The following is a 13883-nucleotide window of genomic DNA, read 5'->3' as shown; positions in this document are numbered from 1 at the left end:
GTGATGCCCGGCCCTGACGCATGCGCCCGTTTTCGTCGTCTCGCTATGGTGGGGTGCCTTGCCGCGCTTTCGGCCTGTCAGACCGATCTTTACACCAACTTGACGGAGCGGGATGCCAACCAAATCGTGGCGGTGCTTGCCTCCTCCGGCATCTCAGCAAGCCGGGTCGTTACCAGCCCTTCCGAGGTGACGGTGCAAGTCCATCAGGACGATTTCGCCCGGGCGATCGAAGTCCTGGACAACCGGGGACTTCCCCGCAAGAGCTATGCAACCTTGAGCGATGTCTTCGCCGGCGACGGGTTCGTCGTTTCACCAGTCGAGGAACGGGCCCGTCTGGTTTTTGCGATCTCCGAGGAATTGTCTCACACTCTTTCCGAAATTGATGGTGTCCTTTCGGCCCGCGTGCATGCGGTGCTGCCATCCGAAGAAGTCATCGGCAAACCCCGCGAAGCGGCGTCCGCCTCTGTGTTTCTGCGCCATGTCGAAGGGACCGACCTGCGCGACATGGTGCCTGAGATCAAGATCCTCGTCGCCAACAGTATCGAAGGCCTTCACTATGACAACGTGTCGGTTTTCCTGGTTCAGGGCATGGCCGAGCCGGTGACAAAGCCTCAGCCGCCAGGTCCGGCAGCCAAGAAGACACCAGCATCCCTTTGGGCCTTTGCGGCGACCTTGATCACGGTGCTCTTTATCGGGGCCACGCTGTTGCTGCGGGTGCGCAGGAAGGCCGACGATGGAAGGTCGACAGGGAATGCGCTGCCAGCTCAAGCGCATTTCGGGGTGATCGCCGAAGCGCGAAAGACCCAGGAGGGCGTGTCCGGATGAACCAGCTTGCGCAAAACATCTCGGGGCCGGACGACCTCATTGATCTGGCGTGCTGTCTGGATGCACTAACGGTGAAGATGTCCTGGGCGCGCCCGGTGATCGAGCAGAGCGCGCGGTTACAGCGCCTGTCCAGGTCCCGTCTGCGCGAACGCCACAACCTTATGGACCCTCCAACATCCTCCTGCCGATTTCTACTGCGGATGTCAGCAGATGAACGGAGCGGGCTGGCGATGCTGGCAGGTGCGGTCCTGCAGGCTGATGCGCTGGCGGGTCTGCTTAATCGGGAGGTCATCGCCGAAATAACGCAGGTTATCTGCGCGGATGGCTGGACCCTTGCCCTGAACCAGGCCCAACGCATGGGGACCCATGCTGCGGATCTGACTGGGGTCATGGATCTGGTGGAGCGTTCGGGCAAGCTTGCGGAAGCGGCTTGGCGTCAAGGTCAACCCGAGATGGACAGGCGGTGGCTTGACGTGATCTGGGGCCCAGCCGCTATCGATTGCGCACCGACGGAGGCCGCCATCGAGGCGTTTCAGATGGCCGTCACACACCGTTTTTCTGAAAGGGCCAGAGATGAGACGGTTTGATTGGCCCGATACGGTTCCGACCCCGCAACCGGGGCAGATTGTTCGCGCCGCCGAAATCGCGGATCTGTGCTCTGTCTCGCGGCTTAAAAACCGGCTTGAGGCGCGTCTCAGCGATCGCAAACGGCTGCTCCGGCGGGGATATTTCCGGGCGATGGCGAAGGGGTTTCGTATCGGTCAGTGCCTGGGCATGGAGATGGCTTTCCATCAGGCGTTGAAGGAGATGCGAACGTGGCGACAGGCGCGCACGCTGGAGGACGAAGCCCTCATCACCCTTGCGCTCAAGATCGCACGACAATTGATCGGCGAGATGCCAGAGGCGGACCGGCTGGGCCGCATCGTAAAGGTTGCTCTGGCCGAGCATCGGCAGGCGGATGAGATGAGACTGTGCATCCCGGCCGCGATGCCCGAAGACATACGGCAGGCGATCCACGCTGAAATCATGGCATCGGGGATGCAGATTACCCTGGAGGTCGATCCCGGAGATCCGAAAAATGCCATTACCCTGCAAGTCGGCCCGGACCGCATCGCCATCGACCCTGACAGACAATTGCGCGCGATCCAGACGGCGCTGACTACACGGGCAAGCCGATGACGGGCGCGCAATTTCTCTCGGAAATCAGCGAAAGGCTTGAGCGGCATCAACCGCGTCGCCCGCTTGGCCAGGTCACAGCGGTTCGCGGGACGGTGGTTCATGCGCATGTCCCGCATGGCAGGATCGGTGCGATATGCGAATTGCTCGACGATGCGGGTGAGATGCTGATAGAGGGGCAGATCGTCGGCTTCTCCGGCGATACCGCGATCTTGAGCCCGCTTGGGAGCCTGACGGGGATCGGGCCGCAAACGATGGTACGCCCGTGCGGCGAAGGGCTCACCCTTCGCGCCGGTCCGGATCTTCTGGGACGGGTCGTGGATGCGAGACTGACGCCGATCGACGGGGCAGGGCCCATATCGGGATCAGGTAGGGACGTGTCGGCACATGCCGCCGCGCCAGACCCGATGAGCCGGCCCGTCATTGATAAACCCTTTCCCGTGGGTGTCCGGTCCATCGATGCCGTCGCAACCACCGCTATCGGACAGCGCGTGGGTATTTTCGGCGAGGCGGGCGGCGGAAAATCGACGCTCATGGCCTCTATCGTGAAGGGATGCACCGCCCAGACCTGCGTCATTGGCATGATAGGCGAACGCGGCCGGGAGGTTCGGGAATTTTTTGAACATCAGCTTGATGATACCGCCCGCAGGCGCGGCGTCATTGTGGCGTCGACCTCGGACCGGCCTGCCGGAGAACGTATGCTCGCCGCCTATGCCGCGACATCCGTGGCAGAATACTTTAGGGACCAGGGGCAGAACGTCCTGCTGCTGATCGACAGCCTGACCCGCTTTGCTCGGGCGCAGCGGGAGGTGGGCCTCGCCGCAGGTGAGGCCCCGGTACGGCGGGGCTTTCCAGTGTCGACCTTTTCGGGCTTGCCTGACCTTTTAGAGCGTGCGGGCCCGGCGGCGAAGGGCACGATCACCGCTTTTTATACGGTGCTCGTGGAAGGCGATGGCGAGGATGATCCCGTTGCCGAAGAGGTGCGCGGGATCCTCGATGGTCATCTGGTTCTGTCCGCAGAGCTGGCCCGTGAAAATCACTATCCGGCCATTGATCTGCTGCGGAGCCGAAGCCGCCTGATGGATGCGGTTGTGAGCCGTGAGCATGTGACAGAAGCCGCCGATCTGCGGCGCATGCTGGCGGCGTATCGCGACGTGGAGTTTCTGGTGCGCTGCGGCGAGTACGAGGCTGGTTCGGATCCTGTCGCCGATCGGGCCATCGCGCTCTATCCCGCGATCCGCGCCTTTCTGGTTCAGGACGCGAACATGCCGCAGGCGTTTTCCGACACCAGAGACCAACTGGCGCAAATCATGTCGCAACTGGCGGAGGGCAACTCGAACAATGTCGATGTCTGAGGCGACTATCGAGACTGCTGACCAGCTAAAGCGGCTCAAGATCCGGCGCGCGGAACAGGCGCAGCGGGCCGTGGCGCGCCAAAGGCGGCGCATGCTGAAACAAAGCCAAGTCGCTGCGGAGGACCGACAGAAATTGGATATATCCCGGCGGGAGGCACAGGAGGCCGAAGCGGAACTCTACCGCGCTTTGCCGGGTCAACCGCTGGCGGACGGGCGGTTCCATGGAATTGCCCTGAGGCTGGAAGCGATACAGCAGACCGTCATAAGGGCTGCCGATCAGCTTCGAGAAAGCATCGACGCGCTGTCTGAGGCGAGCGAGGCGCTTGAGCGCGCGCAGATCGAAGAACAGGCCGCCCGCCGGGCCGCTGAGGCCATCGCCCAGTTTTACGACACATCGGTCAAACCGGAACGCCGCCGGCTGAGCCGCCGAAGGGCCAACGCTGCCGATGATGCGCTTGCCGAACAATATCAGTCATGGAGCAGCCCGTGATGATGCATGCCAGCCTCCCTTTCGGCGAGCCGGTTCCGCTCCGTCTGACACAGCAGACGCCGGGCCAGAGCGCGGAGACCGCAATCCGGGCATCCCGTGTTTCGGTGCTGAGCGACATCCTCTCACAGATTTACGAATTGGAGGTCTTCGCGTCGCTCAGGCCGGGCCTCCATCCCGTTGCCGAGACCTGTCGCCTGCGCTTTTCGGCCTCGGGCATCGAGCTTGGGTTTTATGTGCCCTGGCGCCTCGTGCGCGGCGCGGTGATGCGCCAAGGCGGGCGGGCGGCCTTGAAGAGCCTGTCGGACCCACTGACGGCCGCGCACACGATTGACGTAGCTTTCGACCGTCTTCTGACCGGTGTTGAGTCGAAGGCGATGTCCCACACCACCTGTGTCGGGGTATCAGACCCCCCCGATCAGTCCCTGGTGGAAGGCATAGCGTTCCAGCTCGAGAGCCTGACAGTCAGCACCAGGCTGATCTGCGACACGCCCCGTGCGCTTGCAGAGATCTTCAAGCGATCCAGACCAAATCGGATTGGGACGGCCAAGGACCGTATCCCGGTTTTCCCCAGTCTCGAAATCGGGTGCTGCCGGATCCCGGTTGCGGATCTGCGGGGGCTTAAAGTGCAGGATGTCATCCTTCCCCAAAGGGCGATCCATCCGAACCAAGGGTTGCTTTGCCTGCAGGGCTGGTGCGCGCCGGTTAGGATTGAGGCGGGGCAGCTTGTCGTTGAGGAGACCTGGAGCATGGAACAGCTATCTGAGATATCAACCGAGGACGAGGCGGACCTGAGCCTGCCGACCGGTATGATCGAGGACATTACCGTCACCTTGCGGATCGAGGTGGCCCGTGTCGGCTTGACCATAAACGAGCTTGACCGGTTAGGCCCGGGTCAGCTGATCGACCTTCCGGATCTGTCGCTGGACGATGTGGCGCTGCTGGCCAACGGTCGGCGGATTGCCCGGGGGGCGCTGGTCCAGATCGGCGATACGGTCGCCGTCCAGATCGTTCGTCTCTGCGACCATGGGTGACCAGGGTCCAACGATCCTGACCATGCTGACGATCCTTCTGGGTCTTGGCATGATGCCCTTTGTCGTGCTTGCAACGACCTCCTTCGTGAAGGTTGCCGTCGTTCTTTTCATTCTGCGCAGCGCCCTTGGCGTCCAGCAAACTCCGCCCAACATCGTGCTTTACACCATCGCGCTTGCGCTGACGGGTTTCGTGGGCGCGCCGGTTGCCAGCGCGATGATCACGGAAATCCAGGCAGGCGGGACGGATTTTACGTCATTCGACACCTGGGTCGCCGCCTTTCAGCGCGCGCAGGTGCCGCTGCGTGACTTCATGATGGCGTTGACGACGGAACAGGAGCGGGCCTTTTTCGTCTCTGCCGCGCAGCAGGCCTGGCCAGCTGACGCCGATCTGAGCGCGGCGCCGGATCAACTGGTCATCCTCGTCCCGTCCTTTCTGATGGCCGAGCTCAGGCGGGCCTTTGAGATCGGTTTCCTGATTTATCTGCCCTTTGTCACCGTCGATCTGATTGTCACCACGATCCTGATGGCCATGGGGATGTCGCAGGTGACCCCCAGCATCATCTCGACGCCGTTCAAGCTCTTTCTCTTTGTCTCCGTGGAAGGATGGACGCTTATCCTGACCGGACTGCTCACCAGCTATGCCGGAGCGCAATGATGGGCGGCTCGACCCTTTTCGCTCCGATTTTCGAAGCGCTTTCGATATTTCTTGTGGCTATCGGCATCCCTCTGGGGGCCGCGATCATTGGCGGGCTTCTCATCGGGATCCTGCAGACCGCCACGCAAATCCAGGATCAGACCCTGCCGCAATCGGTCAAACTGTTCGTGGTCATCGCGGTCTACGCAGCTGTCGGAGGGTCGCTGCTCTATCCGTTGTCGGAGTTCACCGAAACGCTTTTCCGCGACTTTCCCAAGATGGTGCGGTAACGGTGGAGGGCCCGGATGAGCGCGTTCGATTTCGATCTTCTCAACGAGCTCTCGCAAGCGATTTGGGGGCCGATCGGCGCGATTGCCCTGCTGTCGGGGCGCATATACGGGCTGATGCTTGTCTTTCCGCTTTTCACCCGCGTGCAGCTGGGGCGGACGACCAAAGGCGCCATTGCCATCGCACTTGCCTTGCCGCTTCAGGCACCGATGAGCGTGGACATGCTGAACCTCGATCTCAGCTCCCCTTTGCAGGTGGCCTTCTTTTCTCTCAAAGAAGCCGCGGTGGGCGCGCTGATGGGCCTTTTCATGGGTGCACCCATTTTTGCAATCCGCGCCGCCGGCGATATCACCGACACACAGCGCGAGATCGTGAACGCGGACACCGACGACCCAAGCGCCAAGTCACAGGCGACCGCGTCGGGAACCCTTTTCGGCTTTATCGCATTGGCGCTTTTCGTCTCGTCCGGCGGGATGGAGACGCTGGTGGGTGCGCTTTACGGCAGCTATGAGATCTGGCCGCTCAACCGATACATGCCTGCCTTCACGACCGACAGCTTTTCCGGTCTGATCCGGATGATCCACCTGATGTTTTTGTCCGCGATGGCGTTGGCGGCACCGTTCATCGTTCTGTTCCTGATCACCGATCTCTCCGTTGCGGGGCTTGGAAAGGTTGCGCCCAACATGGTGGGGCAAAGCACGGGCGCTGCCTTCAAGAACCTGATCTTTGCTGTTTTCATTCTGGCCTATGCCAGCACTCTTCTGGGCTACATGCGCGAGGCCTTGCCCACACGCGCCCTGGTTCTTTTCGAACTTGAACGGATGCTGACGCCATGAGCAGCGAAGAGAAAACCGAGGCCGCCACCCCGAAAAAGCTGAAGGATGCGCGCGGCAAGGGACAAATTGCCCAATATCAGGATCTCTCCATCGGTCTGGGCTTTCTTGTCGGCATCGCCGTGATCCTTGCCCGCGCGCCGGCGCTCTTCGAAGAACTGGCAGAAACCATCGTGGTGACGACCGCCAGTGCCAGTGAGCCCTTTGACGCGGTCGTTCTGGAATTGGCCATCGCTTATCTCAACGTCGCGATGAACCTGCTGATCCCGCTCCTGGCCGCGATCGTTGGTCAATTGATCATTGGCAAGATCGTCGTCAATCAGGGGATCGTCTTCTCGCTCGACCCGCTGACGCCGCGTTTGCAGAACCTGTCGCCCATCGCCGGAGTGAAGCGCATCTTCGGGAAGATGGCCATCGTCGCCTTTGTGAAGACCCTGCTCAAGCTCGTTCTGCTGGGTGCGACGTGCTGGGTGATCTCGAACGGCGCTGTCGGGACGCTGATCCATCTTCCGCCGTGCGGGCTCGACTGCACGTTGGTGGCCATTCATGCGCTCACCCAGATGCTGCTGTTTGCGATGGCGGCCATCGTTCTTGTCATCGGCGCGCTGGATATGCCGGTTCAAAAGCACCTTTTCCTCGACCAGCAGAAAATGACCAAAACGGAGACAAAGATGGAACAGAAAAACATCCACGGATCGCCCGAGATAAAGCAAGAGCAAAACCGCCTGCGCAGGGAGATGAGCCAGGGCCCGGCGCAGAAGCTCGGGATCAAACAAGCGACCCTTGTGATCTATCACGAGAAACGCGCCATCGGCATTCGCTACGTCGAAGGCGATACGCCGATCCCGGTGGTCGTGTCCCGCTCAGCCAACCAGACGGCGTTGAAGAACATGCGATCCGCTTTTGAACGGGCAACTCCTTTCTATTACAGCACCACTTTGGCCGACACGTTGGCAAGCAAATGCGCCCCCGGACAGCTTGTCCCGTCTGATCTTTACGGAGAGGTTGCCCGCGCAATCCACCTTGGACAGCTTCCAGAAGGATAAGGCCCGGGCTAACCGTCCGTTCCCTGCGCTTCGATCAAGGCGGAGTTTTCCGTGCGCATGGGCCGGATCCTCGCTTGGAGCGTGGCGTCATCGACGTCAAAAGCTTCGATGCGCGACCTTAACTGCGACGTGACCTGCCTTGCATCCATCGGATTGTTCACGATCTTTGGCGTGATCAGGACCAAAAGCTCGGTTTGCCGCGACCGCTTGTTCGTGCGCCCAAAGAGATTGCCGGCGACGGGGATGTTTTTTAGACCGGGTATTCCGCTATTGCCAAGACTGTTTTCCTTGGAAAAAAGACCGCCCAGCACGATGGTCTCTCCGGTATCGACGGCGATCGAGGACGACACGACCCGCTGAGAGATGGTAGGCGTCAGCGACTCCCCCGATCTCGGGCCGACGGAGCTGACTTCCTGTTGAATGTCCAGAACCACGGTGCCTGAAGAGTTGATCCGGGGCGTGACGTCGAAAATCACACCGGTGTCGCGGAACTCGACCGTTTCGACAGCGATGCCCGTTTCGGCAAAGCGGTCATTGGCGCGCTGCGTGGCGATCGGCACCTGGTCACCGACCACCAGACGCGCTGCTTCGTTGTTCAGGATCATCAGGTTGGGGGAGGATACGACGTTGACCTCCGTCACATCGTCGAGCGCGTCGATGATCACGTTGGCCGGCACGCCAAGCGTCAGGCTGAAACCGGGTCGTTCCGGGCTGATCGTCGCACGCCTGCCGCGTGTCAGACCAATCGTACCGTCGCCCCCTTCAAAGAAGTACTGGACCCCGTATCTGAGGTTGTCGTCCAGCGACACCTCAAGAATAGTTGCTTCAACCAGGACTTGGCGCGGGGGTACGTCAAGACGGTGCAGAATTCCCAGAACACGTTCATATTCGTCGTGTGTGGCCCGGATCAGGAGCGTATTGTTGGCCGCACTCGCAACTACGCGGGTGGCGTTTTGGTCGTTGCTCGTGCGGGCGAAAAGAACGGCAGCATCATCCGGTTCTTCCACCGCTTGCGAAGTTTCAACCGCGATGCCAAGGATCTGTGACAAGGTGGGCGCGATGTCTTCGGCGCGCGCATAGCGCATGTCATACGAGTAGATCTGGGCGTCATTTGTGCTGTCTTGCGTAAGCCGCTTGATCCAGACGGCGATGTTCTCCAGGGCGCGGGGTGTTTTCGCCACGGCCAAAATTGAATTGTTTTCGGGTATGACCTCAAACACGACCAAAGGACGAAAGTCTTCGTCGGATTCAACCACACGCTCCAGCCCGTTTACGATGGATTGGGCAGAGCGGCCCCGGATCGGAAAAAGTCCAACGGACCGATTGGCCAGCCAGTCGACATCGAAACTGTTGATCGTGTCCTGCCAGCTTCTTTGATCCGCCGACGTTCCCGCCAACACAAGAATATTGCGTTGCGCATCAATACCGACAATTCCATCCTGTGCAAAAGGCTCAAGAATGGCCGCCATTTCCTGCGCGCCAATGTTGCGCAGTGGAATAACGCGCAGGGTATAGCCGGGAAGAACGTCGCGCGCTGTCGAGGTACTGATAGCGAGGTCGGCGGTCACGGGAACGATGGTGAAAATTTCGTTGCGTCGGACCAGTACTGCATTGTTCTGGCGCAACGCGATTTCAAAAGCCTCGATGGCCGTCGTGCGGGTGACCGGGCGCGCGGATTCGAGGTTGATGGTGCCGCTGACCAAAGGATCGACCATGTAATTCTCGTCGAGCAGGTCGCCGATAAAGGCTTTTGCTGCATCTTCGATCGACACGTCTATGAGGTTCAGATCGACCAGGGCGGCGCCGTCTTCGTCGGCAAATTCGCTTTGCCGCACAATGGGCTGACGGCCTGGGAAAAGAGACGCGCTGTCATTGCGCTGACGACGGGCTCCGAAGATGCGGCCCTCCCGTCGGTCGACCCTTGCGGGGTCCGAACCGCCCAGGATTGTCCGGGCTCTCCAGTCTTCCAGATCGGCTTGGGATTGCCTGTCGGAATTGGGGTCCGTGCGATCACACCCGATCAACAAAGCGCATAGCGCTCCGCAAACGGCGAGCCTGATATACATTTCACTGCCTCGTGCCTGTGGGCGGCCTCAGTCTATTGCTGAATTATCGCCCGCGTTTGCGTATACTTAACACAGCGCAGGTAACTGTTAGAGCATTTTTGAAACGATGTTCTCAATTGTGGAAATTACGGCGGATTTTTGCCTGTATTGCAGCGGGGAATGAATTGTACGTCGCTAATATACAAAAGAATTGTCTTGCGGAATTTACCAACGAATATCTGCAAGCCGCCATTTGCCTTCCGCGCCTTGCACTGCACTGGAAGGCAAATGGCAGATGCGCCCACTACTTACGATAGAGAATGACCGCTTCACCCGACGCGGATTTGCCATCGGCGCTTTCTTTGACCGACCCTTCGACCGAAAGGTTATCGCCCAGTGGTACGGTCAACGTGGCCGACCCGCGGACCTTGTTGTCGGCAGAGGGATTGATCTCGACCGTGCCCTTCAGATTGACGTCCTCCTTATCGCCAAGTGTGGCTTCCACCTCTCCGCGCGTGTTTGGGGGACCTGACAGATCGCGCTTGATGGTGACGCCAAGGGGACCGGCATCTTGCGAGACACCGACCGACGCGGGCTCACCCAGCTTGCCGCCGATTGTGACGTCCGTCGATGGTGTCACGGGTGCCGTAATCTCGGCGCCGCCACGGCCTTCGGGCAGCGGTTTGACCTTCAGGTCGCCCAGATCAATCGTCTTGGGCAGATCGGTCGCCTTGGGCAGGCGGCGGTCGCGTGGGATCGGGTTGAACGGCACTTCGCTTTGGGGTTCCGGCGGGATATCGGAGGGTGCTTTTTGCGTGACGGGCGGAACAGACATCATGTGTCCTTTCTGGATGAGGAAGAGAGATCTTTTCGAAAACGGCACTGCTGCCGTATGCCGACGTCTTTAGGACGGCCTGCTTACACAGGCCTGACCCCGCTGGGATCAGAGACGCTTGTTGACCAGAGAGGGCGGTTGGGCGCCGACACGCTCCATCGAATACATCGACATCGAATAAGCGTTGACCGGCGCCTTGAATACCGCGTTCTCGTCCGGCACGACGATATAGGCCTGTCCCTTGTATTCGAGATAACGGGCGTCTTTGCCATCGGCCAGGCGAATGTCGATGATCGACCGATCCTCGTTGTTTTGCCCCTGCCAGAGTACGTCAGAGGAGACGGTGATATCCGCTGCCTCGATCCGATCAGGCCCCACGATGGCCATCTTTCCGGCCAGAGGCTTGTGGGTTTCCCAGTCAGGGTAAGGTATGGTCGGAAGCTCCGGCAGGCCCGCATTCTTGGCCTTCGTGGTGACCTGATAAGCCACGTCAAAACCCACCTTGGCGTTTGGCAGGGAGCCAAAGTCGATCGGCTTTGTCTTGTTAAAGTAATTCTCCATCTTAAGCGGATTGGTCAGACCAGACTCGCCTTTGACGTTCAAGGGATAGATCTGGAATTCGGTATATTTCTTGAGCTGCTTGCCGTCATATTCCACATAGACCGGATAGCTTCCGATCTCGACGCCGGCGATCTGTTCACGGGCCCGCAAAAGCTGCGCGCCGAACCCGCCCTCACCGATGACACCCAAGCGATATCTAGTCCGGCCAATGATGTCGGCACCGACGCCAAAGCCTCCGACTTTGGCGGATTTGCCGTTCAGCAGGCTGTCGGGATCGGTCAGGTCGCGGATCTGGTCGGAATTGAAATTACTCGCAAAGCCGCCGCCGATCCCAGCCAGACGCGTTGTCTGTTGATAGCGCAGATCGCCATCGATGACCTTGCTGGGATTGTTCGGGTCCATACCCAGCCGGGCGGTATACTCGCCATCCTTGCGCTTGGGTCCGATACCGAAGTAGAGGCTTGCGGAGAAGTCGTAGAATTCGGTCCCGATCCGAAGCCGTGGCGAAAGTTCGAAGCCCGGGGCATTCTCGTTGCTCTCGGCTTTGAGCGAAACGTCGACCAGTTCGTCTAGACGCGCACGGGCCGGCGGCTTGATCTCGACCCAGACGGTCACTGCCTTACCGTCATTGTCTTTGATCTGCTCGCGTACAAAAACCCGGTCCGACATGATGCCCTCGGACTTTTGCAGCTCCTTGAGCGTGTCATACATGTCTTCCGGCACGATGCGGAACGTGTCGATGGAGCCGTTGCCGTTGTCGCGCTGCAGCAAATGCCCTGAGATGTTGTAAAGGCTTTGACCTCCTGCTTTGTCGCCGACGCTCCAGCCGATATAGGGCAGGTTCACTTCGTTGGTGTAGTTCGCGCCGATATACTCGTCCGGCTTGGCCTGCAGCTTGGCCAGCTCTGCCTGCACGTTTTGAGTGGTAAGCGGTGTGCTAGTGCGGACCTCCTTCAATCCGCCATAGAACACCGCAGCGCTGGTCGCGGCGATGGCGTTGGCGCCGACCGCGCCGACACCATCCTTGGTGATATCGGCTCCCAACGTGGCCCAGAAATCGACAAGCTTCTGCTTGATCGTTTTGGGCTCTTGGTCGTCATTGTTGTTGCCCGGCGGGCCGGATGGCTGCGGGGCCGCGGCCACCGCGTCCGGCGTCACGACTTCGGGCCGTGGCTGCGTTTCGGCAACGGGCTGAACCGGGCCGGGCACCGCACCGGGCCGGGCTGGGGGGCTGAAGTCGGGGATCGTGTCCGGGTCCCGTTCCGGTGCGGCCGGTCTCGGTCCGGGACGCGCAGGGTCAGGTGTCGCTGCCGGAGGAAGCGTTTCGCCAAACGGCGGGTTGCCCCATGCATCGTGATCGGCGGGAATGGGCGGTGGCGTACGCTGCGCGCCGGCCTCTTCGTTCGGATCATTTACCGAACCGCCATCCCCGGTGTTGATTTCATTTCGGTTGCGGCTTTTGGCGTGCAGAGCGTCTAGCAAGCCGAGGTATTCCCTGGACGATGCCAGCGCCGGATCGTGCTGTTTGAGGACATGTATTGCATCGTTCACAGCCTTTTCTGGCACATCCTGGCCGAACGCGAATGCCTGCACCGTGGCCCGGGCCTGTGACACGGCATCTGCACGTCCCAGCAAGGCGACGACCTCTGCAACACGCTGTTCCAGCGGTGTGCCCTGGAAGCGCTGCGCGACTTCGGTCAGTCCAGTTTTCATTTCGCCGGTATTGGTGAAGTGCCCTGCATATTGCGGGGCGCCGATATCCGCGACCGATTTCTGAATGTCGATCAGCTTGTCCGCGCCCTGCTGAATGTCGGTCACGCCCCGCAGGGCAAGCGCATAGCGACCGTCCTTTTCGGACAGTGCTCCGGCGCTGACCAGCCTGTTGACCGCCTCCGTCAGCTTTTCGGATGGTATGCCCCCGTTGCGACCCAGGGCATTCGCGTCAAACGATTTCCGGACCAGCGCCTGATCGGCGCTTGGGTCATAGGCCGGCGTTGCGGGAGCGGTCGGCTGTGACGGAGATACCGGTTGGCTCAAGGCCGCATCGAGGTTTCGGGACATCTCGGTCATCTGCTGAAGCGGGTCCTTCAACTCGACCGGAGGAGCGGGAAGCTTGAGCGCCGCCGCCAGATCGGGATTTTTGGAGGCCAGATAGGCCTGCAATCCTGGCCCCGCCTGCAACTCGACGCTATTTGCGCTTGCCCTGCGAACGATGACCTCTCCGCTGAAGACGTTCTTGATGACGGTGCGACCGTGATCATCGGTGCCGCGCTGCAAAACGGGATCTTCGGCAAGCTTGTCGAAGGTTCTCTCTACCTCGTTTCGGCGTGCGTGATTGGGCAATTTCGCCTGACGGTCCACCTCCGCCCGCAAGGCGGCGCCCAACTCCCCCGGCAAGCTTCCGATGTAATTTGCACCATTCCAAATGCCGACAAGCAAGCTGATAAGAAGAATGGCGGGATTAAGATCATCAACCCCGGAACCGGGAAAATCCAGGCCGTATGTGGTTGCAACGAGGGCTGGTGGCTTGGGCAGGTTGGGCGGTGTGGTGGACATGCGATCTCTTTCATCTCACGGAAAACGAATGAGCACGACGCCTAACACCGCCAGTTGACCGCAGCCTTACAGCGTGTCGGGATCAATGATTTTCCCTTCCTGCGACGCGTCGTGGTTTTTGATCGGTTCTGTCAGGTCCACGCAAGCATCTTGTTCCAACGTCCTTTCATCAGCCGCCGGACCAAGGCCCGGCCAACCGAAAGGAGAA

13 protein-coding genes are annotated in these 13883 nt (G+C 60.3%); 10 read left to right on the top strand and 3 right to left on the bottom strand.

Going from position 1 to position 13883, the window contains the following annotated elements; genetic code table 11:
* Positions 1 to 3 precede the first annotated feature (3 nt).
* The 10 genes from sctJ to CFI11_RS19515 are packed head-to-tail and all read left to right on the top strand — an operon-like array spanning position 4 to position 7678.
* Complete coding sequence (gene sctJ, locus CFI11_RS19560; protein WP_130408975.1) at positions 4 to 825, top strand: type III secretion system inner membrane ring lipoprotein SctJ; 822 nt, start codon at positions 4 to 6, stop codon at positions 823 to 825.
* Complete coding sequence (locus tag CFI11_RS19555; RefSeq protein WP_130408973.1) at positions 822 to 1412, top strand: hypothetical protein; 591 nt, start codon at positions 822 to 824, stop codon at positions 1410 to 1412. Before sctJ ends, CFI11_RS19555 begins: the two co-directional genes overlap by 4 nt.
* Positions 1399 to 2004, top strand: coding sequence for a hypothetical protein (locus CFI11_RS19550; RefSeq protein WP_130408971.1), 606 nt, complete (start codon positions 1399 to 1401; stop codon positions 2002 to 2004). The genes CFI11_RS19555 and CFI11_RS19550 overlap by 14 nt, the downstream gene beginning before the upstream one ends.
* Positions 2001 to 3356, top strand: a complete 1356-nt coding sequence (locus CFI11_RS19545) for a FliI/YscN family ATPase (RefSeq protein ID WP_130408969.1) — start codon at positions 2001 to 2003, stop codon at positions 3354 to 3356. Before CFI11_RS19550 ends, CFI11_RS19545 begins: the two co-directional genes overlap by 4 nt.
* The gene (locus CFI11_RS19540) at positions 3349 to 3846 is read left to right on the top strand and encodes a hypothetical protein (protein ID WP_130408967.1); all 498 of its coding nucleotides are present in this window, start codon (positions 3349 to 3351) and stop codon (positions 3844 to 3846) included. The genes CFI11_RS19545 and CFI11_RS19540 overlap by 8 nt, the downstream gene beginning before the upstream one ends.
* Positions 3831 to 4877: a type III secretion system cytoplasmic ring protein SctQ gene (gene sctQ / locus CFI11_RS19535; protein WP_130408965.1), complete on the top strand. Its 1047-nt coding sequence runs from the start codon at positions 3831 to 3833 to the stop codon at positions 4875 to 4877. Before CFI11_RS19540 ends, sctQ begins: the two co-directional genes overlap by 16 nt.
* Complete coding sequence (gene sctR / locus CFI11_RS19530) at positions 4870 to 5532, top strand: type III secretion system export apparatus subunit SctR (RefSeq protein WP_130408963.1); 663 nt, start codon at positions 4870 to 4872, stop codon at positions 5530 to 5532. Before sctQ ends, sctR begins: the two co-directional genes overlap by 8 nt.
* Positions 5532 to 5801, top strand: coding sequence for a YtrH family sporulation protein (locus CFI11_RS19525; protein ID WP_165390324.1), 270 nt, complete (start codon positions 5532 to 5534; stop codon positions 5799 to 5801). The genes sctR and CFI11_RS19525 overlap by 1 nt, the downstream gene beginning before the upstream one ends.
* Positions 5802 to 5816: 15 nt before the next feature.
* Complete coding sequence (locus CFI11_RS19520) at positions 5817 to 6635, top strand: EscT/YscT/HrcT family type III secretion system export apparatus protein (RefSeq protein ID WP_130408959.1); 819 nt, start codon at positions 5817 to 5819, stop codon at positions 6633 to 6635.
* On the top strand, positions 6632 to 7678 hold the full coding sequence (locus tag CFI11_RS19515; RefSeq protein WP_130408957.1) for an EscU/YscU/HrcU family type III secretion system export apparatus switch protein: 1047 nt from the start codon (positions 6632 to 6634) through the stop codon (positions 7676 to 7678). The genes CFI11_RS19520 and CFI11_RS19515 overlap by 4 nt, the downstream gene beginning before the upstream one ends.
* Before the next feature lie 8 nt (positions 7679 to 7686).
* Here CFI11_RS19515 and gspD read toward each other — a convergent pair whose 3' ends face one another.
* From gspD to CFI11_RS19500, 3 genes are all read right to left on the bottom strand, one after another.
* On the bottom strand, positions 7687 to 9744 hold the full coding sequence (gene gspD / locus CFI11_RS19510; protein WP_130408955.1) for a type II secretion system secretin GspD: 2058 nt from the start codon (positions 9742 to 9744) through the stop codon (positions 7687 to 7689).
* Between the two features lie 283 nt (positions 9745 to 10027).
* On the bottom strand, positions 10028 to 10558 hold the full coding sequence (locus tag CFI11_RS19505; protein WP_165390323.1) for a hypothetical protein: 531 nt from the start codon (positions 10556 to 10558) through the stop codon (positions 10028 to 10030).
* A gap of 108 nt (positions 10559 to 10666) precedes the next feature.
* Entirely contained in the window at positions 10667 to 13675 is a 3009-nt protein-coding gene (locus tag CFI11_RS19500; protein ID WP_130408951.1) for a hypothetical protein, read from the bottom strand.
* Positions 13676 to 13883 lie beyond the last annotated feature (208 nt).

It is taken from the genome of Thalassococcus sp. S3 (assembly GCF_004216475.1).
Lineage (GTDB): Bacteria > Pseudomonadota > Alphaproteobacteria > Rhodobacterales > Rhodobacteraceae.
The sequence above is the reverse complement of the archived record's forward strand: the minus strand, read 5'-3'. Positions and strand labels throughout refer to the sequence as shown.

Coding starts and splice junctions, on each gene's coding strand:
- CFI11_RS19520 (WP_130408959.1), top strand. CDS start 5,817: ATGAGCGCGTTCGATTTCGATCTTCTCAACGAGCTCTCGCAAGCGATT.
- CFI11_RS19500 (WP_130408951.1), bottom strand. CDS start 13,675: ATGTCCACCACACCGCCCAACCTGCCCAAGCCACCAGCCCTCGTTGCA.
- sctJ (WP_130408975.1), top strand. CDS start 4: ATGCCCGGCCCTGACGCATGCGCCCGTTTTCGTCGTCTCGCTATGGTG.
- CFI11_RS19550 (WP_130408971.1), top strand. CDS start 1,399: ATGAGACGGTTTGATTGGCCCGATACGGTTCCGACCCCGCAACCGGGG.
- CFI11_RS19515 (WP_130408957.1), top strand. CDS start 6,632: ATGAGCAGCGAAGAGAAAACCGAGGCCGCCACCCCGAAAAAGCTGAAG.
- sctR (WP_130408963.1), top strand. CDS start 4,870: ATGGGTGACCAGGGTCCAACGATCCTGACCATGCTGACGATCCTTCTG.
- CFI11_RS19545 (WP_130408969.1), top strand. CDS start 2,001: ATGACGGGCGCGCAATTTCTCTCGGAAATCAGCGAAAGGCTTGAGCGG.
- CFI11_RS19505 (WP_165390323.1), bottom strand. CDS start 10,558: ATGTCTGTTCCGCCCGTCACGCAAAAAGCACCCTCCGATATCCCGCCG.
- gspD (WP_130408955.1), bottom strand. CDS start 9,744: ATGTATATCAGGCTCGCCGTTTGCGGAGCGCTATGCGCTTTGTTGATC.
- CFI11_RS19540 (WP_130408967.1), top strand. CDS start 3,349: ATGTCTGAGGCGACTATCGAGACTGCTGACCAGCTAAAGCGGCTCAAG.
- sctQ (WP_130408965.1), top strand. CDS start 3,831: ATGGAGCAGCCCGTGATGATGCATGCCAGCCTCCCTTTCGGCGAGCCG.
- CFI11_RS19555 (WP_130408973.1), top strand. CDS start 822: ATGAACCAGCTTGCGCAAAACATCTCGGGGCCGGACGACCTCATTGAT.
- CFI11_RS19525 (WP_165390324.1), top strand. CDS start 5,532: ATGGGCGGCTCGACCCTTTTCGCTCCGATTTTCGAAGCGCTTTCGATA.